The 24,160-nt window shown below is 44.4% G+C and carries 21 protein-coding genes; 3 read left to right on the forward strand and 18 right to left on the reverse strand.

All coding sequences use genetic code 11. The features are described 5' to 3' along the window. Position 1: 1 nt before the first annotated feature. From H3T75_RS08875 to rluD, 12 genes are all read right to left on the reverse strand, one after another. Positions 2–451: a thioesterase family protein gene (locus tag H3T75_RS08875; protein WP_084551338.1), complete on the reverse strand. Its 450-nt coding sequence runs from the start codon at positions 449–451 to the stop codon at positions 2–4. Beyond that, positions 435–1,385 carry a glycosyl transferase family 2 gene (locus H3T75_RS08880; protein ID WP_078474298.1) on the reverse strand — a complete coding sequence of 317 codons (951 nt, stop codon included), beginning with the start codon at positions 1,383–1,385 and terminating at the stop codon, positions 435–437. The genes H3T75_RS08875 and H3T75_RS08880 overlap by 17 nt, the downstream gene beginning before the upstream one ends. After that, the gene (locus tag H3T75_RS08885; protein WP_084564741.1) at positions 1,378–2,118 is read right to left on the reverse strand and encodes a glycosyltransferase family 2 protein; all 741 of its coding nucleotides are present in this window, start codon (positions 2,116–2,118) and stop codon (positions 1,378–1,380) included. Before H3T75_RS08885 ends, H3T75_RS08880 begins: the two co-directional genes overlap by 8 nt. Then, positions 2,115–3,818: an AMP-binding protein gene (locus H3T75_RS08890; protein WP_172397100.1), complete on the reverse strand. Its 1,704-nt coding sequence runs from the start codon at positions 3,816–3,818 to the stop codon at positions 2,115–2,117. The genes H3T75_RS08885 and H3T75_RS08890 overlap by 4 nt, the downstream gene beginning before the upstream one ends. 2 nt (positions 3,819–3,820) lie before the next feature. After that, positions 3,821–4,369: a membrane protein gene (locus tag H3T75_RS08895; RefSeq protein ID WP_041879327.1), complete on the reverse strand. Its 549-nt coding sequence runs from the start codon at positions 4,367–4,369 to the stop codon at positions 3,821–3,823. Then, on the reverse strand, positions 4,362–4,619 hold the full coding sequence (locus tag H3T75_RS08900) for an acyl carrier protein (protein ID WP_025330056.1): 258 nt from the start codon (positions 4,617–4,619) through the stop codon (positions 4,362–4,364). The genes H3T75_RS08895 and H3T75_RS08900 overlap by 8 nt, the downstream gene beginning before the upstream one ends. 37 nt (positions 4,620–4,656) lie before the next feature. After that, on the reverse strand, positions 4,657–4,914 hold the full coding sequence (locus tag H3T75_RS08905) for a phosphopantetheine-binding protein (RefSeq protein WP_037392583.1): 258 nt from the start codon (positions 4,912–4,914) through the stop codon (positions 4,657–4,659). A gap of 3 nt (positions 4,915–4,917) precedes the next feature. Then, positions 4,918–5,643: a 1-acyl-sn-glycerol-3-phosphate acyltransferase gene (locus tag H3T75_RS08910; RefSeq protein WP_232335809.1), complete on the reverse strand. Its 726-nt coding sequence runs from the start codon at positions 5,641–5,643 to the stop codon at positions 4,918–4,920. Positions 5,644–5,684: 41 nt separating this feature from the next. After that, positions 5,685–6,416: a beta-ketoacyl synthase chain length factor gene (locus tag H3T75_RS08915; RefSeq protein ID WP_037392580.1), complete on the reverse strand. Its 732-nt coding sequence runs from the start codon at positions 6,414–6,416 to the stop codon at positions 5,685–5,687. A 401-nt stretch (positions 6,417–6,817) separates the two neighbouring features. After that, on the reverse strand, positions 6,818–7,345 hold the full coding sequence (locus H3T75_RS08920; RefSeq protein ID WP_174829805.1) for a DUF6882 domain-containing protein: 528 nt from the start codon (positions 7,343–7,345) through the stop codon (positions 6,818–6,820). A 320-nt stretch (positions 7,346–7,665) separates the two neighbouring features. After that, the gene (pgeF, locus tag H3T75_RS08925; RefSeq protein WP_198211538.1) at positions 7,666–8,457 is read right to left on the reverse strand and encodes a peptidoglycan editing factor PgeF; all 792 of its coding nucleotides are present in this window, start codon (positions 8,455–8,457) and stop codon (positions 7,666–7,668) included. A 9-nt stretch (positions 8,458–8,466) separates the two neighbouring features. Next, positions 8,467–9,597, reverse strand: coding sequence for a 23S rRNA pseudouridine(1911/1915/1917) synthase RluD (rluD, locus tag H3T75_RS08930; protein ID WP_198211539.1), 1,131 nt, complete (start codon positions 9,595–9,597; stop codon positions 8,467–8,469). Between rluD and H3T75_RS08935 the strand changes: the two genes are divergently transcribed. Beyond that, positions 9,596–10,402: an outer membrane protein assembly factor BamD gene (locus H3T75_RS08935; protein ID WP_037391728.1), complete on the forward strand. Its 807-nt coding sequence runs from the start codon at positions 9,596–9,598 to the stop codon at positions 10,400–10,402. The two genes, rluD and H3T75_RS08935, sit on opposite strands and share 2 nt — an antisense overlap. A 293-nt stretch (positions 10,403–10,695) precedes the next feature. On the opposite strand, the gene speD is transcribed toward H3T75_RS08935, so the two are convergent. From speD to H3T75_RS08955, 4 genes are read right to left on the reverse strand one after another with little or no spacing between them, the layout of a single operon-like run. Beyond that, the gene (gene speD / locus H3T75_RS08940; RefSeq protein ID WP_110413904.1) at positions 10,696–11,073 is read right to left on the reverse strand and encodes an adenosylmethionine decarboxylase; all 378 of its coding nucleotides are present in this window, start codon (positions 11,071–11,073) and stop codon (positions 10,696–10,698) included. After that, positions 11,061–12,899, reverse strand: coding sequence for a DUF4178 domain-containing protein (locus tag H3T75_RS08945; RefSeq protein WP_198211540.1), 1,839 nt, complete (start codon positions 12,897–12,899; stop codon positions 11,061–11,063). The genes speD and H3T75_RS08945 overlap by 13 nt, the downstream gene beginning before the upstream one ends. An 8-nt stretch (positions 12,900–12,907) precedes the next feature. After that, positions 12,908–13,951: an SPFH domain-containing protein gene (locus H3T75_RS08950; protein ID WP_370570086.1), complete on the reverse strand. Its 1,044-nt coding sequence runs from the start codon at positions 13,949–13,951 to the stop codon at positions 12,908–12,910. A gap of 31 nt (positions 13,952–13,982) precedes the next feature. Further along, positions 13,983–14,381 (reverse strand): DUF350 domain-containing protein, encoded by a 399-nt coding sequence (locus H3T75_RS08955; protein WP_037391781.1) that lies wholly within the window; start codon positions 14,379–14,381, stop codon positions 13,983–13,985. Between the two features lie 194 nt (positions 14,382–14,575). Between H3T75_RS08955 and H3T75_RS08960 the strand changes: the two genes are divergently transcribed. Both H3T75_RS08960 and H3T75_RS08965 read left to right on the forward strand, forming a co-directional pair. Further along, a complete protein-coding gene (locus H3T75_RS08960; RefSeq protein ID WP_198211541.1) occupies positions 14,576–16,087 on the forward strand; it encodes a polyamine aminopropyltransferase in 1,512 nt (503 codons plus the stop codon). Between the two features lie 13 nt (positions 16,088–16,100). Continuing rightward, positions 16,101–17,729 (forward strand): FAD-dependent oxidoreductase, encoded by a 1,629-nt coding sequence (locus H3T75_RS08965; protein ID WP_198211542.1) that lies wholly within the window; start codon positions 16,101–16,103, stop codon positions 17,727–17,729. A 77-nt stretch (positions 17,730–17,806) separates the two neighbouring features. Here the strand turns inward: H3T75_RS08965 and H3T75_RS08970 are convergent, their stop codons facing one another. Together H3T75_RS08970 and gltB are read right to left on the reverse strand one after the other, a co-directional pair. Beyond that, complete coding sequence (locus H3T75_RS08970) at positions 17,807–19,216, reverse strand: FAD-dependent oxidoreductase (protein WP_198211543.1); 1,410 nt, start codon at positions 19,214–19,216, stop codon at positions 17,807–17,809. Between the two features lie 49 nt (positions 19,217–19,265). Next, entirely contained in the window at positions 19,266–23,732 is a 4,467-nt protein-coding gene (gltB, locus tag H3T75_RS08975) for a glutamate synthase large subunit (protein WP_198211544.1), read from the reverse strand. Between the last annotated feature and the right edge of the window lie 428 nt (positions 23,733–24,160).

The raw sequence follows: 24,160 nt of genomic DNA on the forward strand, positions 1-24,160 counted from the left end.
ATTAATCTTCCCCTTTCAAACCATTTTGCATGGCATTTCGCACTGCCTGTAACCAGCTTTCAGGCGTCTGAAACTGAGTTTCCCGTGTCTGCATACACACAGCAACCTGCATACTTGATGCCTTGGTAAGCTTTTTGCCGCTGATAATGTCACTAATGACATAATCAAACTTCAAACAGCTTTCATATTCTTTTAATACAACTTCAACGCGGATTTTCTGTCCGAAAACAGCCGGTCGTACATACTTGAGATTCAGTTGCACAATCGGCCAGCCATAGCCGTTGGTTTTCATGACGTTGTAATCATAACCTATAGCACTTAAAAAAGCACAGCGTGCTACTTCCAGATATTTGACATAATGTCCGTGCCAGACAATATCCATTGAGTCGACATCAAAGAAAGGTACTTCAATAATCACACTGTGCCGTAACTGCTTATATTGCTCTGTCATTCTGATTCCAAAAATCAAAAAAATTAAACCATTGTCTTGGTGCTTTACAGCAATAAGTACCTAACAATTGAGCATATTGCTGAACATATTGTTTAATACAATGCTCCCTTTTTTGCCGTTTCCAGTTCACATTTGCTGCAAAACGCTGAATATGTAAATGATACTTACCCTGCTGTTTAAAGCAGAACAAGGTATTGACTGGTACTTTTAATAATCCGGCTAATAACCATGGTCCCTGCGGCCAGTTTGCTGTCTGCCCGAGAAATGGGATGGCTACAATTTTCTCTCCTCTTACCGGTACACGGTCAGCAGCAATAGCCAGCCACTCACCACGCTGCACTCTTTCATTCAGCTCCATCATTACCTTTGTATCCAGAGATGTCACCTGAATTAAACGAATCCGTGAAGCACCGGCGTCTTTTAAAGCCTGATTAAATTTCACTGCATGGCTGCTATGAATCAGCACATTCAGTATAAGACTCTTATGTTTTTTGACTAATGCACGGCAGATTTCTGTATTTCCTAAATGTGAACAGACAAATATCTGACCCGTAGTACCTGCAACAGGCTGATCAATATACTGAGTAAGATTATCCGGATCATGAATAATCAGATCTTCATATCTGATGCGCCCCTGCCAGACCGCGAAGCGGTCGACTATAGCCTGAGCAAAAGCATAAAATTGCCGGAATACAGATCCTTTTACGGACAGAATCCGGGACAGCTCTGTATGGTTTTCTGCTAATAAATGCTGATAACAGGCAACATTTCGGCGTGCCGATGACGCGGTCAGATAAAAATATGCCACTACTATACAAACTATCGGTGACAAAAGCAGTACAGGACAATATTTAACCAGATAACGGGTCAGAAGCAAGGCAAAGCTACTTCCCCGTTCCTGCTGATTAGCCCAGTGTCGGATTGAATTAGCCATGGAGCTTCCTTTTCCGGCGCTGCCTCAAAATCTCCGGTAAATTCAATAACATATTGACAAATAAACGTGCATGCATTCTGGAAATCAGAACATTATCCTTCCAGACCCGAAAATGGGAAATACCATCGGAAGCATAAGTAATCGGGGTATCAATCCAGATAAAGACACAGCCCCGCCGATGCAGATGCACCAGAAGCTCAGCATCAAAATCCATGTAATTACCGATTTTTTTTTCTCTGATCACATCAAAGGTAGGAACCAGCGGATAAATACGGAATCCGCACATTCCATCTTGAATATCCATTGATAACGTATTTACTGCCAACCAGAAATTAGTAATTTTACGTCCATAAAGACGTGCTTTTGGTGTATCGTCATTGTAAACCGGTCGCCCGCAAATAACTGCATGAGGCTGTGCTTCAGCGGCAGTTATCAGTTTTTGCGTATCTTCCAGACAATGCTGTGCATCAGCATCTACCTGCAAAATATGTGTATAGCCATGTACGGCAGCATACTTTATGCCATCCTTAACCGCTGCACCTTTGCCACCGTTACTGGCACGATAAATTATTTCAATGCCGGGTTGTAATAATTCACGTAATTGCGTACGAATTGTTTCATCAGAACCGTCATCTACAATCAGACAATCTATCCCGTAGCCCAGCATCGACTGAGCTACCTTACCTACTGTATGCAAATGGTTATAATGCGGAATCAATGCCAGCACTTTCATGATGCATCACTTTCACTATCAGGTATCACCAACCGGCCGGAAGTAATTTTTTTATCCTGCATTGTGCATTGAAAGGAAATTTTTCTGCGGACACAATCACGCTTAAATACCAGTTCAACAACATCAGCCGGCCGAAGAAAATGTTGAAATTTCAGATTTTCCATTTGTAACGGTGCCTGAACCAGCCACGAACATTGTTGTAGCAGTTCTATTATCCATTTAATCTGAATAACGCCCGGTACCAGATGAAATACATCGAAATGACCTTTGAAATACTCCAGATCCAGAGGGACCTGAATACGTAACCAGTATTCATCTGCAGAAATCATTTTCTGATCCAGAACAACAGGATTGATAACTGGCTGTAAAATGGCCTGTTGTACATCCTCCGGATTCAGTTTACTTTGTGTATTGCGCGGTAACACTGTTGTAAACCGCCAATGGCGCGGCAAGGCAATTTTTTCCTGACTTTTAGCCAGATAGTTTTTTAACTGATGAATAATAACTTTGCGCCCCTGTTTGCACCATTCCTGAATGCCGGCATCGGTCAAAGCCACCCATGCAGCAAGATGAGTACCCTCAGGATGCTTTAGAATATGAATATCAGCAACCCATTCATGCTGCATAAGCTGATTTTCCAGTTGCATAAGGGAAATACGTTTATCTGCCAGTTTGATAATCCGGTCTATCCTGCCTAACAAATCAAAACCATTTTCATGTTCCACCACTGCATCAGCCAGTAATTGCTCGGTAGTACAGCGCTGCGACTGAACAGCCAAACCATTCTGACTAACGCTATAACTAATATCAGGAAAAAACTGCCAGTATGGCTGTTTGATTCGACTGGCTACCGCGCCAGTTTCAGTACTACCATAAATTTCAATTACTTCAGAGCAGATGTGTTCATGCAAAAAATCTTTATTGGTTTGTGCCAGTATTCCGCCGGCAGAAATAACAGCACTTACATGCCCTTTAGCCAGAGAGATATCATGAGTTTGCCGGAATGTATGCAGTAAAGTCGGACTGCTGATCCAGATCACTTTTTTAAAAGCCTGACTAGTTACCAGCAATAACTCCGGAAAAATAAGGCGCTGGCGATAAAGCGGCAATCCAAGATACATGCTGAGCATAATAAGAAAGCTCAGCCCATACATATGCTGTACACTGACACTGCCCAGCACAACCGGCCGGTCTTTGATAACTGAATCCGGTAATACCGCTGCCAGAATCTGTGCCTCAAGACACAGTACGTTCCAGTCTTTTTTAATCAGTTTGGCTTTACCGGTAGAACCTGATGTTTGCAAAAATACCGCGATATTATTTATCGGCTTTCTGTCAGACTCACTGTAACTCTGTGAAATCCATGCAGATGCCGGTAATGACGGAATATTCAGTTGATTATTAATTTCATCAGACAGATAAATATCTACAGTCTGCTCCAGCCACTGAGCATTTTCATCAGAAAGATTAGCCGGCAGATAAACATCTGTACCGGCCTGCACACATGCCAGTAAAGCGATAGCAAAATGAGCACTATCATCAAAATACAGACCGGCACGTTTGACAGAATGATCAGACAAATACTGGCTTAATGCCGTTATTTGTGCCATGGCCTGCTGCCAGCTCAGGCTGCTCTGACCAGTAGTAAATAAAGCCTGACTTCGGGCCCGCTCTGCCCAGAATTGCTCTGACGTCATCATATTTATATTTTTAATATTAACCGCCGATACAGAAACTCTCCGCCAAACAGTATTCCCATCAGCAGATAAGAAATCAGCCCTGTATATACAGTCCATGCGTGCCAGTATTCACCGGTAATCAAACCAGCGGTAATTATGATATTCACACAAAAAAAACCGCACCATATCTGAGTAATACGTCTGGTATAGCGTACACCTGAAGCAGGCAGATCAGGACGCTGTAAGCGGGCAAGACGCTCAATTAAAGACTGCCGGCTATACAGACTTGCACCAAATACCAGCAAAAGCAGCGCACTTACCATTACCGGATACCAGTACATGGCTTTAGCTGAATGCAGCCATGCTAAAACGATAAACAGTAACATTACTGCACATGACAACAGCTTTTGTAATGGCTGACGATTAAGTAATGCCCGTAACAGCCAGATCAGCGCCATTAATACTGCAACCGGAATAACACCGGTGTATTTTTGACCAAAATACCAGATAAACGGGTAAAGGATACTGACCAGAACGAGTACAGTATTAATTACCGGATATAATTTAGGCATTCTCGGCCTGTTTGGCCTTGTTCATGACTGCCTGAATCACATCAGCTACCGTACGCACATTGCGAAAATCCTCTGCCTGTAATTTGTGTCCAGTCTGGCGCTTGATATAATCAATCAGATCAATAGCATCAATACTGTCAATTTCTAAATCTGCAAATAAATCGGCTTCCGGCTTGATTCGCTCTGGAGCAATTTCAAACAGATTTTCCAGTGCATTTGCCAGAATGGCATAAATTTCCTGTTCAGTCATACACAGGTTTCCCTTTTAAAATAAAAACAGGTTATCTTTAACGTTTGCTTTGGATGTAATTTGCTAATGTATTAACACTAAAAAAATACTCGCGCAGCTGGCTGCTGTCACTTTCCATTTGCAAACCAAATTTTTTCTGAATGGCCAGACCTAACTCCAGAGCATCTACTGAATCCAGTCCTAGACCATCATCCCCGAATAAGGCCATATCATCACCTATATCATCTGTTGTGATATCTTCCAGCCCTAAACTGTCAATAATTAATTCTTTAATCTGAATAACTAAATCGCTCATTTACTACTTTCTTCTACTGCATTCCTGCTGGAAATATTCCTGCAACTGCTGGTTAAGTTGTCTTGCCGCAATTGGCAAAGGTTTGTGTTGTAACCACTGCTGTGGATCGATATCATCACCAACATAAAAATCATAATGAATTTTCTGTTTTGGTATCTGATACCAGGGTTGGTTTTTTTTCAGTGCCGGCGGATTCATGACAATCACGACCGGAGTAATTACGCTGGCACTGCGTAATCCGATAGACACAGCACCACGATTAAAACAAATTTTATTATCCCATCCGGTACGTGTGCCTTCAGGAAAAATCAGCATACTCTGCCCGCTGCGCAGTATTGCATCCGCATCCTCAATAACCTGTAAGGATTCATCATTCGGTAAAAATCCACAGGCAAGTATCGAGTTTTTCATTACCGGATTATGCAACAAATCCTTCTTAACAATACAGTTGAGCACCGGTACTTTGGCCAGCATAAACACAACATCCAGTAATGAAGGATGATTCACTAAAATCAGTTGCCCGGGGCGACCCAAACGTTCAAAACCATGATAGCGGACAGCAATAACTCCTGTGATACTCAGATAACGGATAAATAACGCCCAGACAGATGCAACCAGCCGTCGCGCCTTTATCTGGCTGCCTGCATTTTTTCTTGCAGCAGGTAAGGTATAAGGCCACAGAATTATTTTAAACAGCAGCCCGAATACACCAAAAATTACAAAACCCATTGCTGTTGCACACCAGCGCCACAGCCAGTTACACCAATCCGTTAACCAATTTGCCACTGCCAGATACCTTGCTCCGCAGATTGATGACGCACCGGTTGCGCTGTAATCTGCTGTGTAATCCATTCCAGTGCACTACTGTAATAATTCAGTTCACCAGATAATAATTCGTTGCCAGTATCTGCTGTTGAATAAGTCAGGCTTACCTGTTCACCTCTGGTAATAATTAACCCCAGTGCCAGCGGAAACGGAGCACGTACAGCAGCTACGTTATATTCCTCAGCCAGAGGTTCTTCTACTACGACTACCAAAACCTGTGATGCCCCCTCTTCCAGCAGACCTACAGCCTCAGTAACTCCGATTTCCAAACCATTGTATCTGGCAGTCAGCGCAATACTTTCGCTCATATCACCCCGCATCAGCGACCATTGTCCGATAATGGCATTATGTACTGATAAGGCAAACGAAGTGGGTGATAACTCTTCTTGCTGTATCAGGCTTTTCCACAATTGAAAACTGCGGTTGATCTCACCATCATGAGAAACAAAAACTACCGGACAGGAAGCATCCTCTTGCAGCAGCGGCCATGACGCAGCAAACATCAAACGAGCAGCAGAGCTTAAGCGGCGTCTTTTCATTGCCGGCAAAAAAGATAAATCCACATCTTTAACCGGTAAACCACCTACATTTCTGCGCTGAGCAACCCATTTTTGCCAGTCTTCCGGCGTATGATGAAAAGGACTAACAGCATGCCAGTCAGATATTGAAAATTTCATATATCTGTTGAAAATCTTATAAACTTGGCATTATATGTAAATATATAACAATAAACAATAAGATTTTTTGTTAATTGTTAATGTCATTTGAATCAATTTAATTTCAATATATTTGGTAAATTTTAAAGTATTTGATTATACAATATTAAATACCATAAATATCTAATAGTGAATGATTAAAAATATTAAGAGTAAATGGTTAAATGTAATTTAAAATTTAAATTAAGTGTTAATTATTATTTGGATTTTAAATTAATTTATTTGCAGATATTAGTATATACCTATCAGCACATAAAAGCCGTGCTCCTCTGTTAAAGCGCTTATTTATGGAAATTTCAATGTCATATCCGCAAAGTAATGCACATCTAATCTTACTGATTACTTCGATAATAGTTTGCTAGTTAGTCTTTATTACTTATTGTTACCGTACCATAGACCATGAATATTTTCGTTGTGTCTGCCGAACCGGTATAGCAGCCTTCACCGCCGCTGAGGTAACACGCAAGTGCAGCAAATCCCCATGCATCATCCATAGAAATCTCAAGTTTGCGAGTGGTGAGTGCTTCCAGATTATATTCTGTACCAAAATCTCGTACTTTTTGTGCAGCTACACTGAGCGATTCACTGACTGACGGATGATCCCATCCCCATAACCAGGTATTGTCTTCAGTATTGTATGTACCAACTATTTGTACTGGGGCAGTTACCATCAGTTTTTTTTCATGACTGACAAAAGTAATCGTACCGGTATCAAGGTCTGCACTCCATTCAGCAGTATCAAGACCCCAAGTATCTATTGCTATCTGCGTGCGTAATTGTATCTCGTTATTTGCGCGTGCAATGGTAAGCTCTGGCTCGGAAAGCTCTGTTGTATGCTGATCAGTATTTTTCTCTTTGCTGCCAAAAAGTTTTTTTAAGAAATTACCCATGTTTTATCCCCTGTTTATAATGCTGGTTAAGAAACAATTATTTTACATAATTTATTGATTGTTATAACTAGTTGAATTATATCACGATAATTATCAACTTCTAAATCAGTTTTATATAGTTAATTTAACAAAGTATATACCTACAATATTATTTAAGCATTATTATTAGATACTTACCACTTTATTAGCATGCATGACCGGATTAAATTTTTCGGCAGAAACATCAACGATTTATTTTTAAGTTGATTCTTTTCTAAAAAACATTGATGCTCTGGCTAAAAAATGAATTCAATTTGTAAGCAATTTAATCCATTGCGGTTTTATTCGAGCCAGATTGCACTAAGCATACGTCCGGTTTTCCCGTCACGACGATAAGAAAAATAACGCTCACGCTGCAATACAGTACATTCCGTTCCACCATATACCTGATGCACGCCGGCATCTGCAAGAGCCAGCCGTGCCAGAGCATAAATATCAGCCAGATAGTGCTTATTACCAATATCTGTAAATGCAGTCTGTGCCTTTGGCTGTTTCAGACAAAACACCTCCCATACCTCAGCGCCGACTTCAAAAGCTTCCGGCCCGATTGCAGGACCAAGGTAAGCTAATATTTCCAGAGGGTTAACCTGCATAGCCTCTACAGTATTCTGCAATACTCCGTTTGCCAGTCCGCGCCAGCCGGCATGTGCAGCAGCAACAACAGTTCCGGCACGGTCACACAATAATACCGGCAAACAATCGGCTGTCATAATCGCACAGGCTGCCGATTCGCCGCGGTGACAAAAGCTTGCATCAGCATTGGCCGGTGTACCTGACTGCAACGCAGTTAACGCAGACACAGCATTAATAACATCTGCGCTGTGCACCTGATTCAGATAAGCCAGAGGTTTTGCTACCTGTTGTTGTACTAATGCACGATTATGCTGCACGGCATCTGCGTTATCACCGACATGTGCTCCGACATTCAATGAACTGAACGGTGGCTGGCTCACACCGCCCTGACGTGTTGTAAACAAGGTATGCACACTGGCTGGTGCCGGCCATTGTGCATTAAAAAAGACATTTTTATTCTGATTCAGACCGAGTGCCCGATTCATGTCCCACTGATTCATTCCTCTGTCCTATTCGCGTACATAAATAACATCCACATCATAATCATCGTCGTCCCAGTCTTCATCTTCAGATGCTTCCGCACTCAGCCGCTGCTGCCATTGGTCTTCGGTTTTAATGGAAGAGTCCATGCCAGCCTGTAAACGCAGTACAGACAGTAAATGATAAATATCAGCCGGTAACGGAGCTTCAAATTGCATGTTCTCCTGAGTTTGCGGATGAATAAAACTCAGCCGGTAGGCATGCAGTGCCTGACGTGCCAGCATTTTAACAGCGTCTCTGACTTCTGTTGTGGCGTGATGGCGCGGATTACCATAAAGAGCATCTCCGGCAAGCGGATGTCCGGCAGCTTTCATATGCACGCGAATCTGATGAGTACGGCCGGTTTCCAGCTGACATTCGATATAGCTGAAATCAGCATAACGTTCGAGTACTTTTACATGCGTAATGGCCTCTTTGCCGCCAAAAGGGACAACAGCCATACGGGTACGATTATGCGGATCACGTCCGATCAGTGTTTCAATTTTACCGTCAAACGGCACTACCCCGTCAGCAACAGCACGATAGGTACGTTTGACTGTCCGTGCCTGTAACTGACGAACCAGATGAGTTTGTGCGACTATGGTTTTGGCAACAACCATTAATCCGCTGGTATCTTTATCCAGACGGTGCACGATACCGGCTCGTGGTACTTGTGTCAGTGCCGGGCAATACGCGAGCAGACCATTGAGTAATGTGCCCTGCCAGTTTCCTGCTGCAGGATGTACAACCAGCCCGGCCGGTTTATTCAGTACCAGTACACTATCATCTTCATATATAATATCCAGTGACATAGCCTGCGGTATGAAAGCCAGCTGACTTTCATCCTGCTGGATGGCAGCCTGTATGGCTTCGCCGCCAATCAGTTTATACTTGGGCGGGACTACGCTGCCATTGACTGTGACATGGTCGTCTTTTATCCACGCAGTCAGCCGGCTGCGGGAAAATTCCGGTGCCAGTTTTGCCAGTGCGGCATCCAGACGCAGGCCGGCCAGTTCATTAGGTACTGTCCAATTTTTATAACTTTGTGTACTATCATCTGCCGTAAATGGCAAATCATCGTTATAATCGTCATCATTCTCTAACAAAGAAGTGTCTTTCATGAAAAATTTGTTTTTGGCGGTGGCCTTAGGCCTGTTACTGAGTGCCTGTGCCAGCACAAGTACGGTAGATAAAGATTCCCAGATTACCCAGGACTGGTCAGTTCAGCGTCTGTACAATGAAGCACATGATGAGCTGATGCACCGTAATTATACTCATGCAGAGAAATTATACGAAATTCTGCAGGCACGTTTTCCTTATGGTTCTTATGCCGAACAGGCTCAGCTGGATACGGCTTATGCTTATTATAAGGATGATGAGAACGATAAGGCACTGGTTGCTATTGAACAGTTCCAGCGTCTTTATCCGCAACATCCGAATATGGATTATGCGCTATATTTGAAAGCGCTGATTCAGCTCAATGAAGACAAATCATTTGTCAGCAAACTGGCAAAACAGGACTGGTCTGACCGCGATCCTAAAGCAAACCGTGAAGCTTATGCTACTTTTGCTCTGCTCGTACAGTATTTTCCACAGAGCAAATATGCTGACGACGCCCGTGCCAAAATGCAGAAACTGCTGGATGCACTGGGTGGTAATGAACTCTCCGTGGCACGCTATTATATGAAGCGCGGTGCATGGCTTGCTGCGGTAGGACGGGCACAGACTGTCATTTCTCAATTTCAGAACACGCCAAATGTTGAAGAAGCTCTGGCAATCATGGTTTCAGCATATGCAAATCTGGGCGAGCAGAAACTCAGTGATGATACCAAACGTGTACTGGCACAGAATTTCCCGAACAGCCCGTATTTACAGAAACCATGGCAGGATCACAATACCATTCCATGGTGGCGTTACTGGAAGTAATTACGGCTGATATTCCGGTACTCAGTCTCAGATAAGCTACACTTCTTAATCAGACCAATGCGCAGATGTTGGTCTGATTTTTTGTATATGCGCAATTGATTATTCTGCTCTGTATAGTTATTGCACATGGTGCACAGAAGTCATCAGGACTTACAAATACAAGTACAAGTAATCTGTATTCTTTTTTACAGCAAATATTTATTCAATATGCTCGGAATTTCTGCAGGCATCGTTTCGGAAATTGAAAAGTATGTTTTGATTATTATTACCCTGATTTCAGTTCAGAAAAAATTTTATCCTTTTGGCAAATATTCGCGTGCTAACCAGCGAATCTGCATCTGTGCATCCGGTAATAATTTTTGTAATTTTGCCACAGCAGCTTCAGTCAGTAACTGTCCGCACATAAATATATCAATGGCAGCATAGTGATGTTCAGGCCATGTATGGATACTGATATGTGATTCAGCCAATAACAATACACCCGTAACACCACCGTTGCCGCCGAAAGTATGAAAATAACTGGTAAGAATATGCGCCTGTGCTGCCTGCGCAGCCTGACGCAATAATTCTTCGATGGCAACAGCATCCTGCAACCAGTTACCGTTTGTTTGATAAACATCCAGTAAACAGTGCTGCCCTACACTATGACTAAGCTGTTTTATTTGTGCCATCGCCCGCTGCTACTATAATAATGCCCGCCCGAAGAGTTTGTATCTGTTTCATGCGCGGCATAATCCATCCATGTAAATGCAATTAATAGTATTGCAGCAATATAAATATTATATTTTCTGGTTTTATTTAATTGACGAGTTTTTAATTTGGGCACAGTCGACAGTAAACTAAAAGCAAGTATAAACACTAGTACCGCATCAATTCCATAGTCATAATCAGCCGGTCCGCCGACCAATATTATAAAAATTACTGGTAAATTTAAAACAACAAATAAAGCTATCCAGAAATTAGGGTTATAAATATTAAACAGAGAATTTATAAAGGTTTGCCGGGACCATTTTCTGATATTGTCGGCATTAAAATCTTTTGCTTTAATGCCTTGATGTTCACGCACAATTTCAACAGCTTTATCCCGCTCAAGGGGTTTTGCTTTAATACTGATATTTTTATCATTTTGAAACCATGCAGCCACCAGAGAAGCAGGGATGGTGCTGACCACAGACCATGATTGTTCGTTGTCCGTGAGCGTTGTAGACAGTTTATGCGCCTTACAACCATAATCGATATAATACATTCTGTCGCCCGGAGCAACCTGCCAGTAAAATGCACCGGCAGCATACATTACATGGGCAGCATAATCATATAAAAACGGAATATCTTCTCTTTTTAAATCGAGAGGTTGCAATGGTCCGTTTAAAATAGGCCAATCGTCCAGTGTTGAAGCCATTGCCCATTGATTATTTTCCAGCTCCAGCAGCCATAAAAAGCCTTTTCTGGGTGAGTAAAGCAGATATTCAGTCCAGCCAAGACTGTCTTCTTCCTCTGTCTCTTCACGCATAACCTGAACATACAAAGGTACATCCGGAAAAGCTATCTGTACTGGTAATTCCACCAGTATCATTGCACCCAGTACCCACCAGTCTTCATTGTTGATACGTGCTTTACTGCCAATTTTAATGGTTAACTGACGCTCATACCATTCACGCTTCTCACTGATGTTTTTCTGTAATGCCGCGTCTTCACTCATATCCATCTGACCGTGGCAATACTGGCATAGTACGTAATCGGTTACCCCGCTTACCCAGAGAATTTCACCGCCGCAACTCGGGCATTTACCTCTTTTAGTACTGCCTTTTACATAACCGGCCTGGCTGCGTATCTGTTCTTTTCTGCGAGTGTTTTGCAGTTTCAGTGATTTCAGGCTCACTCCCCGGCCTGCAAATACTTCAGGCTGTTGCTGACCGGATGAGTAATCCAACGTAATAAATGACAAACCATTACGGCAATCAGCTACCAGTGCTGTTTCAGAATTTGGCAGCGATACAGGTAACTCACCTTCAGCCACATACTGACCCCGGCTGGTTTTGTGAATATCAGCTACAGCATACCAACGTGACTGATACTTAAAAAATGTTTTACCGACTTTCAGACTACTGAATTCGGGTAATTTTTCCTCACCGGCAGATGGCGGCTGCAAACGGGTGAAAGCAAAACGGTCATTAGTTTCAGACAGCCATGCACTGCTGCCATCTTCTAACAGTGCATGCCACTCATTCCATAAACCTGCTTCATAATGTACTTGTATACGCCCGATCAGAATAAATGATTTACCCTGCCACTTACCGGTAGTACCGATTTGCAGCGGAGATAAATCATTCAATACTGCAGAATGGCGCCCTGACTGAAGCAGTTTATTCTGATTAACTAATAAAACAGAATGACAATAGCCGCAAACCGCAGTGACAGCGGTCGCTGAACGGATTCCGATTTCAGCCCCGCAGCTGGGACAGCTTGTGTGCAGCAGATAAGAGGATGAACTATTCATACTGCGAATTAACCGGTGATTTTTTTGATAATCTCAGCCTTGGCAGTATCATAATCATTCTGACTAATCAGGTTTTGCTCCAGCAATGTTTTCAGTTGCGCGAGCCGGGCAGTTAAATCTGAAGTTCCGTTTTCAGTACTACCGGCCGGTGCAGTCTGTGCAGCCACCGTTCCGGTCAGACCGGAAGTCATCACAGTGGCTATATTCATACCGGCAGCCAGTCCGGCACCAATTCCGGCAATACCGCCTTCATTCTCCGCTGCCAGCGGAATGGCCTGTGCAGTCTGATACTGGGTGTAACGTGCTATATCCCCGACAATACCCATGCCGATACGCTCATCGAGACGCTTTTGCAGATTTTCCGGCAGAGTAATGCTTTCCACAGTAAACTTTTCCAGCTCCAGTCCGAGCTCTGCAAAAGCTGGTTTCAGTAATGTTATCATTTGCTGTGACAGCATTAGCTGGTTAGCAGCCATATCCAGAAAAGGAATAGAAGAATTGCCAAAAGCAGTGGCCATCTGAGTAATAACTAGATTACGCAGCTGCTCTTCCAATGTTTCAGTTCGGTATTCTTCACAGACACCGCTTACTTCACGAAAGAAAACTGCCGGCTGGGCAATGCGGAAAGTGTACATGCCAAACGAGCGTACAGCGATGGCACCAAAATCACTGTCGCGAATGGTAACCGGCTGTGCAGTTCCCCAGCGTCTGGATAATTGCTGACGCAGATTGAAAAAATACACATCCGATTTAAATGGAGACTGAAATAATTTACTCCAGTTTTTCAGATTGGTGAGTAAAGGCAGATTCTGGGTATTAAGGGTAAATGTTCCTGTACCAAACTGATCTGCAATCTGACCTTCATCCACAAAAAGAGCAGACTGTGCTTCACGCACCACCAGAGCAGCGCCATTTTGAATTTCCTGATCCTGTAAGGGAAACCGCCACATTAACACATCCGGTTCAGGATTTTCCCACTGGATAACGTCAATAAATTGTTTCTTAATGAAGCCACCCAGACCATTACTGCCAAAAATTGAATTCATTACCATTGTTCGTATCCAGTTTAAATAAAGTTAATTTTTAACTTAATGCTGCAGCATTGAGAATACCGATAGCCACAGACAAACCAAAAAACAGAATCCCGACTGCAATATTATTATTTACCAGTTCCTGATTAGCTTTAGGTATCAGCAATGTAGCAATCAAATACACCAGAATCTGAATAATCATGGCTGCTATGCCCCAGATAATAAAACTGACCAGATTAACTGATTGCAGCATACTGGAAGTCAGAGTGATGCAAAAACCAATCATTGAGCCGCTCAGTGAAACAGCACAGGCAATATTCCCCTGTTTAATTAATTTCAGCTCAGCTATAGGAGTAATACGCATATATAACAAAGCAAATGCGATTAGCATGGATAGCGCCACCGCAAAATATTTTAAATATTGGAGATATTGCAATAAAGGAATTGTCATTATTTATTATCCCGATTATTTCTGATGTTAAACATACCGTATAATAATTATTTTGTATAGTGTTGAATTTACTTTATTATGCAGAAATTTAACATCTGAATATAACTGCTGCCTTATCAGTATATACAGTTTAGTCAGACAGGATGCCTCACAGCAGCCTGTGCCTGAAGCAGACAAAATGAATAAAAGGATAAATGGTGAATCCTGCTTTAATTGTATCGGTATTTGTGGTAGCCAGCTGCGGTCTGGCATATGAACTGATTATTGCTGCTCTGGCCAGTTATCTGCTTGGTGATTCGATACTTCAGTTTTCTTCAATTATTGGCGTGTACATGTTTGCGATGGGTATCGGTGCACATATGACACGCTATATCAGGGACAAAGATGCATTAAGCCGTTTTATTGATATCGAAATTCTGGTGGGTATCGTTGGCGGTATTTCTGCGCTGCTGCTGTTTGTTCTGTTTGGTTTCTCTGAGACACCTTTTCGTTCGATACTGTACGGAATGGTGCTGACCATTGGTATTGTTACCGGAATGGAACTGCCACTGGTCATGCGGGTACTCAATTTGCGGGAAGTTGAATTTAAAGAAGTCGTTAGCCGGGTGCTGACTTTTGATTATCTGGGTGCACTGGCTGTTTCCCTGCTCTTTCCTTTGATTCTGGCACCCAAACTCGGTATGGCCAGAAGTGCTCTGCTGTTCGGTATTCTGAATACGATTGTTGCATTATTAACTGCGCGATTATTTAAAAGAAACTTACGCCGCTACCGCAGCCTGTATCTGCGCGGTAATGTAGTTCTGCTTATTCTGATTCTTCTTTTCTGCTATGCCAATAAAATTACCGATAAGGCAGAACAGCATTATTTCGGCGATCCGGTCGTATACAGCACAGCCTCTCCTTACCAGCGTCTGGTCATTACAAAATGGCATAATGATACCCGTTTATTTATCAACGGCAATTTACAATTTTCTTCAATAGATGAAGCCCGTTATCACGAAGCACTGGTCTTGCCTGTAATGGAACAGAATCCTCAGACTGCCAGTGTTCTGATACTGGGCGGCGGTGACGGACTGGCTGCTCGTGAAGTACTGAAATACCCTCAGGTTAAGCAGGTTACTCTGGTCGATCTGGATGCCAGCATGACTAAAGTATTCCGTAACTCTACTCATTTGCGCCAGCTAAACCAGAATTCACTGAATAATCCGAAAATGCATATTATCAATGCGGATGCGGCACAGTGGCTGGAACACAATCAGCAGAAATTTGATGCAATCATTATCGATTTTCCCGACCCGTCTAATTTTTCTCTGGGCAAGCTGTATTCAGTTCCGATGTACCGGATGGTTGCACAGCATCTAAATCCGCTGGGCAATATCGTAGTGCAGTCCACTTCACCTTATTTTGCCCCGAATGCGTTCTGGTGTATTGTGAACACGCTGGAAACGGCCGGCTTAAAGACTCTGCCTTACCATGTTTATGTTCCGTCATTCGGTGAATGGGGTTATGTAATAGCAAATCAGAGCGGTGAATTTCTGATTCCTGATCATTATCAGGTACCAACACGCTATCTGGATGCCGATAGTACAAAAGAAATGTTTATTTTTCCGAAAGATATGCAACGCCGCTCTGTTGAACCCAATCATCTGAATACACAAAAGCTGGTAGAGTATTTTGAGGCTGACTGGCGCGCTGTCATGCGCTAAAGGAATAGCAGAAATGAAAATCAGTCGTCGCCGTTTTCTCAGCCATGTGCTCGGTGCCAGTATGGTAGGTCTAACCGGCTATGAGGCATGGCGCTATTTCAGACCCGGGCAACCGCCAGTCAGTATAGATTTTCCCGGTAAGGCAACCGGCCATGCTATTCGTGATGCCCGTATAAATGTCCCGGCAGAGATACCCGGATTCAGTGTGAATACTGTGATTGTCGGCAGCGGGGCGGCAGCTCTGGCTGCGGCGTGGCAATTATCCAGACAAGGCATGCAGGATTATATTTTACTTGACGGGGCTGAACGCAATGGCAATAACCGCGGCGAACAGCAGTTTGGCGTAAACTATCCGACCGGAGCCCATTATCTGCCCCTGCCTTCGCCTGAATCAGAACATATTCGCGAACTACTTAGTGATTTACAGCTCTGTCAGCATGGTGTCTATGATGAACGGGCTTTACTTCAAGTACCTAATGAGCGTCTGTTTTATCAGCAGCAATGGCAGAACGATTTACTGCCGCATACAGATGCCGACAGTAAACGCTTTTTTCAGTTTATACACAGACTCAGTAATCAGCGTGGTACGGATGGTAAGCGTTTATTCACTATTCCGCTTGATTTAGCCAGCATGGATAGCCAATGGCGCCGTCTGGAAAAAATAACATTTGCTGACTGGCTTGAGCAGCAAAACTATCGTTCGCCGACATTTTTATGGTATCTGGACTATTGCTGCCGTGATGATTACGGACAAGGTATCAGACAAATCAGTGCCTGGGCAGGTTTGCACTATTTTTGTGCGCGCGGTAATCAGCAAAATGAGCATGGCACAATAATGACATGGCCTGATGGTTTGAATGAACTGTCACAACGGATACGCACATTCTGCCGCCTGCATCCGGCAACCAGTCTGGCGAATATTAGTTTGTCACGCACTCAGCCATATAGTATCAATGCCTTTGTTGTTTCAATTGAGGAGCATAATCAGGGTGTTCGCCTGCTTATCTGTACAGAGCAGCAACAATATTATTGGCTTGAGGCACAGCATGCTATATGTGCCATGCCACTTTATATTGCAGCCCATGTGGTTAAAGATATTCAGCAGTACGGATTCAAACCGGATATCCATATGCCGCAATATGCACCATGGATTGTGGCGAACTTTCTGCTGCGTGGTTTTCCGGCAGAACGCAAGGGCAGCAAACTCGCCTGGGATAATATCCTCTATCAGGGAAAAGGACTGGGTTATGTGGTGGCAACCCACCAGCAAATCCGGCAGGGGCCACCAGCCTATACCTCATTTACCGCCTATACTGCACTGAATCATGATACCCCTGCTAATGTGCGCCGCTGGATGCTGTCTGCATCAACCGATGAAATTTATCAGTGTGCGGCCGCAGAACTCGAGCAAATCTATGGAGTTAAACTACGCCGGCGTATGTTGCAGGCGCGTTTAAGTTTACGTGGCCATGCCATGGCTGTACCGCAACCGGGCTATCTGTCCAATCAGGGTTTACAGTCACTGCGTACTTATACCGGTCGCTTACAGTTTGCACACAGTGATTTATCCGGTTATTCGATTTTTGAAGAAGCCTGCTACTGGGGTAAACGTGCGGCAGTTCAGATACTGGCACAACACTAATATGCGGTATCAGAACAAACAAACAGCCTGCTGCCAGAAATATGGCAGCAAGCTGTTTGATTCAGATAACAAAGTTTCTAAACTTCAAGATAATCCATAATACTTTGCGCCGCATCACGACCCTCGGCAATAGCAGTAACCACCAGATCAGAACCACGGGTAATATCACCACCGGCAAAAATTCTGGGGTTGGCTGTCTGCTGTTTATATTCACCACAGGTCTGAATCCGGCCGCGTTCATCCACAGTAACACCAACACTGTTTAACCAAGGCATACTGTGCGGAGCAAAACCAAACGCCACAATCACCGCATCGCAGGCAATCACTTCTTCACTGCCGGCAACAATTTCAGCACGCCGGCGCCCGCGTTCATCCGGCGCGCCCATTATGGTTTTTACTACCTGAATACCGCTTACTGTACCATCAGCATCAGTCACTACTGCCTGTGGCTGCACATTGAATTTGAACTGAACACCTTCTTCACGCGCATTATTGAATTCTTTTTTTGATCCGGGCATATTGGCCGCATCGCGGCGATAGGCACAGATAACCTCTTTTGCCTGCTGACGTAAAGCTGTACGCACACAATCCATGGCAGTATCACCACCGCCAAGAACCACTACGCGTTTATCGGCCATAGAAACATAATCTTTACTGGGAATATTCAGCAAATGTTCGGTATTGCCGATTAAATAAGGTAATGCCAGATAAACACCAGCGGCATCTTCATTTTCAATACCTGCACGCAGCCCCTGATAAGTACCTACACCCAGAAATACCGCATCATACTGCTGTTCCAGTTCTTGCAGGGTAACATCTTCACCTACTGTTACCCCCAGTCTGAACTCAATACCCATATCAGTCAGTACATGACGGCGGCGCATCATCACTTCTTTTTCCAGTTTAAAAGCCGGAATACCGAAAGTCAGTAAACCGCCGATTTCTGTCGCCCGTTCGTAGATCGTAACATCCACACCATTGCGAATCAGTACATCGGCACAGCCCAGCCCGGCCGGACCGGCACCGACTACCGCCACTTTTTTGCCTACTTTTTCCACCTTACTGATATCAGGATGCCATCCCTGTGCAAAAGCCTGTTCAGTAATGTATTTTTCAATGGCTCCAATCGTAACCGCTCCGAATTCAGCATTCAGCGTGCAATCACCTTCACACAAGCGGTCTTGCGGGCAAACCCGTCCGCAGACTTCCGGCAGACTGTTGGTAGAGTGTGCCAGTTCAACTGCTTCGATAATTCTTCCTTCATTGGCCAGTCGCAGCCAGTTGGGAATATTATTGTGTAAAGGACATTTATTCTGACAGTACGGATTACCACAGGCCAGACAGCGGTCTGCCTGCGCAATAGCCTGTGCAGTAGTAAACGGCTGATAAATTTCCGCAAACTCATGCCGACGTACAGTCAGCGGTTCTTTCGGGGGATCGACACGCGGCACATCAATAAACTGATAAACATTTTCGCGTTGACTCATCTGGTGTTCCTTGCAATATTTCTAATTATTTCTGCATTATCCGGCGGGCTTACTGGGTCACTGCACGCAGTTCTGTAACTGTACGCGGCTTATGTCCCAGTAACGCATCAACATCATTGGCTTTCGGTTTAACCAGCACAAAACGGCTGACATAATTATCCCATTCTGCCAGAATGCGCTCCCCTAACGGACTGTGGGTATTCTCTACATGCTCGGCAATTAACCCGCGCAGATTTTCCTGATGCATAGTTAATTCACTGATATCCAGCCCTTCCACCAGCTCCGGATTGATCCGCTGTTTAAAGCAGCCGTCTACATCCAGTACATAGGCAAAGCCACCGGTCATACCGGCACCAAAATTAATTCCGGTTTTACCGAGTACGCATACCACACCACCAGTCATATATTCACAGCCATTGTCACCAATGCCTTCTACGACCACCGTAGCGCCGGAATTGCGCACAGCAAAACGCTCTCCGGCCTTACCGGAAGCAAAAAGCTTGCCACCGGTAGCACCATACAGACAGGTATTGCCGATAATAGTCGTGTCCTCAGGACGGAAAGCTGTGCCGCCGTGCGGATGAATCACAATTTTGCCGCCGGCCATACCTTTACCCACATAATCGTTGGCATCCCCGGTGAGATATAAATTTACCGTTCCGGCCAGCCATACGCCAAAACTTTGTCCGGCTGTTCCGGTCAGATAAATATCAAAACGCTGAGGCACGTGACCGCGATTACCGTAAGTTTCCGCAATCCGGCCGGATAATGAGGCACCTACTGAACGGTCGGTATTATTAATATCATAATTTAATTCAACATCCTCACCGCTTTGTATCGCACCGCCAATATCCTCCATGATGGTACGGTTAAGGCGTCCCGGATCAAACGGAGGATTAGTCTGGGTACAGTAGCGTGAGCTGCCATCCGGTACTTTCGGGGAATACAGCAGCTTGCTCAAATCCAGCGTACCTTGTTTAGGCGTAATTCCGGAAACAATTTCCAGTAACTCAGTACGGCCGATTAAATCCGTTAACTGAGTTACACCGAGCTGCGCCATAATTTCGCGTACATCCTGTGCGATGAATTTGAAATAATTCATTGCTTTCTCAGGCAGGCCGTGGAAATGTTCATGGCGCAGAGTATCATCCTGTGTCGCTACACCGGTAGCGCAGTTATTCAGATGGCAAATGCGCAGATAGCGGCAGCCCAGTGCAATCATCGGTCCGGTACCAAAACCAAAACTTTCAGCCCCCAGAATAGCTGCCTTCACAATATCCAGCCCGGTTTTCAGACCACCGTCGACCTGTAAGCGCACTTTGTGGCGCAGATTATTTTCTACCAGAGCCTGCTGAGTTTCAGCCAGACCCAGCTCCCACGGGCTGCCGGCGTATTTCACACTGGTTATCGGACTGGCACCGGTACCGCCGTCATAGCCGGAAATAGTAATCAGATCGGCATATGCCTTAGCCACACCGGTAGCAATCGTACCCACCCCCGGTAAAGACACCAGCTTAACTGAAATCAGCGCACGCGGATTAATCTGTTTCAAGTCAAAAATCAGCTGTGCCAAATCTTCAATTGAATAAATATCATGATGCGGTGGCGGCGAAATCAGCGTAGACCCGGGTACGGCAAAGCGCAGCTGAGCAATGTACGGAGTCACTTTATCCCCGGGTAACTGACCACCTTCACCCGGCTTGGCACCCTGTGCCACTTTAATCTGAATAACATCTGCACTCATCAGATAAGCCGGTGTTACACCAAAACGGCCGGAAGCCACCTGTTTAATCCGTGATACCCGTTCAGTACCATAACGGTTCGGATCTTCGCCCCCTTCTCCTGAATTGGAGAAACCACCCAGACGATTCATCGCAGTAGCCAGCGCTTCATGCGCTTCCGGACTCAGTGCACCGATAGACATTGCCGCACTGTCAAAGCGCTTATACAGATTTTCTGCGGCTTCTACCTGTTCCAGCTTAACCGGCGTTGCATTATCAGTTTTCAGACGCAGCAAATCTCGCAACATAGCAGGCGGACGGTGGTTAACTGCATCTGCATAGCGACGGTAACGGCTATAGTCTCCGGTATTTATGGCCGCCTGCAATGTATTCACCACCTCAGGATTATAGGCATGATACTCACCCTGCGGCTTGTATTTCAGATAACCGCCGATTTCCAGTCCGCGGCTTTTCTGCCATGCCCGCTTGTGAAGCCATCTGAGCTCATCATCCAGCTGGGCAAATGTTGCACCTTCAATCCGGTTAATCATATTCTTAAAACATAACTGCATCACTTCGTGATGAAAGCCCACTGCTTCGAACAAACAGGCACAACGATAGGAAGAAATCGTTGAAATACCCATTTTGGAGATGATTTTATACAGTCCCTTATTAATACCATTGCGGAAATTCAGCATTACCTGCCGTAATGGTTTGGTAATTGCACCAATGCTAACCATTCTGGCCAGACTTTCATACGCCAGATACGGATACACTGCCGTGGCACCCAGACCAATCAGTACCGCAAAATGGTGCGGATTACGTGCCGAGGCAGTTTCAACAATAATATTGGCATCACAGCGCAAATTGGTTTCAACCAGACGCTGCTGAATGGCACCGACACTGAAAACAGCAGGAATAGCAATAGCATTCCGGCTGACATTGCGGTCTGATATCACCAGCAGAACAGCACCGTTTCTGACAGCAGCCACAGCTTCATCGCATAAATGTACCAGCGCTTCCTGCAAACTGGTTTCGTTCGGGTTATAGACAGCATCCAGATGATGATGCTGATAATGCTCAGCTGATAGCTGCAATAACTGCTGCATATCAGAGTACAGCAATACCGGCGATTTAAAATTCACCCGGTGTGACATTCCCTCAGCCTCAAAAAACACACTCATTTCGCGCCCGATACAAGTATTCAGGCTCATCACATGTTTTTCGCGCAAAGGATCAATCGGCGGATTGGTTACCTGAGCAAAATACTGACGGAAATAGTCGTACAGTACCCGCGGCCGTTGTGACAACACCGCAAATGGCGTATCGTCACCCATTGATCCTACCGGTTCCTGTCCGTTTTCTCCCAGTATCCGCACCACATTTTCCAACTCTTCCATGTCATAACCGAACAGTTTCTGGTAAACCAGCAACTGGTCTGCTGACAAACTGGAGGTACCGGCCTCTTCATCCGGTAGTTTTTCAAACGGAATCAGCGATAATACATTTTTATCCAGCCATTCTTTATACGGATGCCGGGTTTTCAGCTCAGTATTGATATCCGCTGAATGCATCAGCCGGCCTTCACGCGTATCAATCACCAGCAACTCACCCGGTCCGACACGGCCTTTTTCCAGTACTTCATCCGGTGCGTAATCCCAGATACCTACTTCAGAAGCAATCGTAATCAGTTTATCCTGAGTAATAACATAGCGCGCCGGCCGTAAACCATTTCTGTCCAGCGTACAGGCCGCATAGCGGCCGTCACTCAGTACAATACCGGCCGGACCGTCCCATGGTTCCATATGCATGGAATTAAAATCGTAAAATGCACGCAAATCCTCATCCATATCCGGATTGTGCTGCCATGCCGGCGGTACCAGCAGACGCATAGCCCGGAACAAATCCATACCTCCATTCACAAACAGCTCCAGCATATTGTCCAGAGAGCTGGAATCCGAACCGGTTTCATTTACAAACGGCGCAGCAGTCTGCAAATCGGGAATCAGCGGTGTATGGTATTTATACGAGCGTGCGCGCGCCCAGGCACGATTCCCTGAAATAGTATTAATTTCACCATTATGTGCCAGATAACGGAATGGCTGAGCCAGCTGCCAGCGTGGCAATGTATTGGTTGAAAAGCGCTGGTGAAACAGACAAATAGCACTTTGCATGCGCAAATCAGCCAGATCAGGATAAAACCGCGGCAAATCCTTGGGCATACACAGCCCTTTATAAATCATCGTCTGATTGGATAAGCTGCAAATATAAAAATCACGATGATTAATCCGTTTTTCAACACGCCGGCGGGTCATAAACAGCCGCCGTTCCAAATCACGCGGCAGCCAGCCGGCAGGCGCATTAACAAACACCTGCTGAATATAAGGCATATCCGCCAGAGCAATGGAACCAAGCATTTTCGGATTGGTGGGAACAGGCCGCCAGAATGAAATATTCAGCGTTTCACGGGTCAGTTCTTCCTCAATTATTGCTTTATATTCTTCTAGCAAAGCCTCATCTCGGGGAAAGAAAATCATCCCTACGGCAAAGTTTTTGGCCAGCGTAATTCCTTCTTCTTCGGCAACAGCCTGAAAGAATTTTTTCGGCATTTGCAGTAACAGGCCACAACCATCACCTGTTTTGCCATCCGATAAAATCGCACCGCGATGCTGCATGCGTGACAGCCCAAGAATTGCGGTACGCACCACCTTGTGGCTGGCTTCGCCTTCAATATTGGCAATCAATCCAAAACCGCAGTTTTCTTTTACCAGAGAGTGGTCGTATAAGCTGGACATCGGGAAACCTCATTTGCTGCACTAACTGCAAAGCACAAATTAATTAGACAAGGTAACAAACATACAAAAATTTACCTATAAGCGTCAAAACCTTTTTTCTCCGGCACCGCAAAAAAAACTCTGTGATTTCATTTAAATTTAGATTAAATCACTACGATAATCCGTTTTACTGCGTATAAAAATGGAATTGAGTACAATATCTGCTATTTTTCACCAATTTAGAGATAATTAATAATAACTGTCTAAAAGGCTAAAAAAATTGCCAAAAGCACAAATTATGCTATTGGCAAATTATTTTAATTGAGAATAATAATCAATTATTATTCTAATTCAACAATATAAAATTATCTGATTTAATTATTTCCGGCTTTAAATATAAAAAAACAGGCGCATCCTGTTTTTTTACTTTTCGGCTGTAATAAATAAAA

Source organism: Snodgrassella sp. W8135, assembly GCF_016101225.1.
GTDB lineage: Bacteria > Pseudomonadota > Gammaproteobacteria > Burkholderiales > Neisseriaceae > Snodgrassella > Snodgrassella alvi.

Excerpts from the sequence above, each read along its gene's own strand:
- H3T75_RS08875 (WP_084551338.1), bottom strand. The coding sequence starts at position 451 with ATGACAGAGCAATATAAGCAGTTACGGCACAGTGTGATTATTGAAGTA.
- H3T75_RS08880 (WP_078474298.1), bottom strand. The coding sequence starts at position 1,385 with ATGGCTAATTCAATCCGACACTGGGCTAATCAGCAGGAACGGGGAAGT.
- H3T75_RS08885 (WP_084564741.1), bottom strand. The coding sequence starts at position 2,118 with ATGAAAGTGCTGGCATTGATTCCGCATTATAACCATTTGCATACAGTA.
- H3T75_RS08890 (WP_172397100.1), bottom strand. The coding sequence starts at position 3,818 with ATGATGACGTCAGAGCAATTCTGGGCAGAGCGGGCCCGAAGTCAGGCT.
- H3T75_RS08895 (WP_041879327.1), bottom strand. The coding sequence starts at position 4,369 with ATGCCTAAATTATATCCGGTAATTAATACTGTACTCGTTCTGGTCAGT.
- H3T75_RS08900 (WP_025330056.1), bottom strand. The coding sequence starts at position 4,619 with ATGACTGAACAGGAAATTTATGCCATTCTGGCAAATGCACTGGAAAAT.
- H3T75_RS08905 (WP_037392583.1), bottom strand. The coding sequence starts at position 4,914 with ATGAGCGATTTAGTTATTCAGATTAAAGAATTAATTATTGACAGTTTA.
- H3T75_RS08910 (WP_232335809.1), bottom strand. The coding sequence starts at position 5,643 with ATGGGTTTTGTAATTTTTGGTGTATTCGGGCTGCTGTTTAAAATAATT.
- H3T75_RS08915 (WP_037392580.1), bottom strand. The coding sequence starts at position 6,416 with ATGAAATTTTCAATATCTGACTGGCATGCTGTTAGTCCTTTTCATCAT.
- H3T75_RS08920 (WP_174829805.1), bottom strand. The coding sequence starts at position 7,345 with ATGGGTAATTTCTTAAAAAAACTTTTTGGCAGCAAAGAGAAAAATACT.
- pgeF (WP_198211538.1), bottom strand. The coding sequence starts at position 8,457 with ATGAATCAGTGGGACATGAATCGGGCACTCGGTCTGAATCAGAATAAA.
- H3T75_RS08935 (WP_037391728.1), top strand. The coding sequence starts at position 9,596 with ATGAAAAATTTGTTTTTGGCGGTGGCCTTAGGCCTGTTACTGAGTGCC.
- rluD (WP_198211539.1), bottom strand. The coding sequence starts at position 9,597 with ATGAAAGACACTTCTTTGTTAGAGAATGATGACGATTATAACGATGAT.
- speD (WP_110413904.1), bottom strand. The coding sequence starts at position 11,073 with ATGGCACAAATAAAACAGCTTAGTCATAGTGTAGGGCAGCACTGTTTA.
- H3T75_RS08945 (WP_198211540.1), bottom strand. The coding sequence starts at position 12,899 with ATGAATAGTTCATCCTCTTATCTGCTGCACACAAGCTGTCCCAGCTGC.
- H3T75_RS08950 (WP_370570086.1), bottom strand. The coding sequence starts at position 13,951 with ATGGTAATGAATTCAATTTTTGGCAGTAATGGTCTGGGTGGCTTCATT.
- H3T75_RS08955 (WP_037391781.1), bottom strand. The coding sequence starts at position 14,381 with ATGACAATTCCTTTATTGCAATATCTCCAATATTTAAAATATTTTGCG.
- H3T75_RS08960 (WP_198211541.1), top strand. The coding sequence starts at position 14,576 with ATGGTGAATCCTGCTTTAATTGTATCGGTATTTGTGGTAGCCAGCTGC.
- H3T75_RS08965 (WP_198211542.1), top strand. The coding sequence starts at position 16,101 with ATGAAAATCAGTCGTCGCCGTTTTCTCAGCCATGTGCTCGGTGCCAGT.
- H3T75_RS08970 (WP_198211543.1), bottom strand. The coding sequence starts at position 19,216 with ATGAGTCAACGCGAAAATGTTTATCAGTTTATTGATGTGCCGCGTGTC.
- gltB (WP_198211544.1), bottom strand. The coding sequence starts at position 23,732 with ATGTCCAGCTTATACGACCACTCTCTGGTAAAAGAAAACTGCGGTTTT.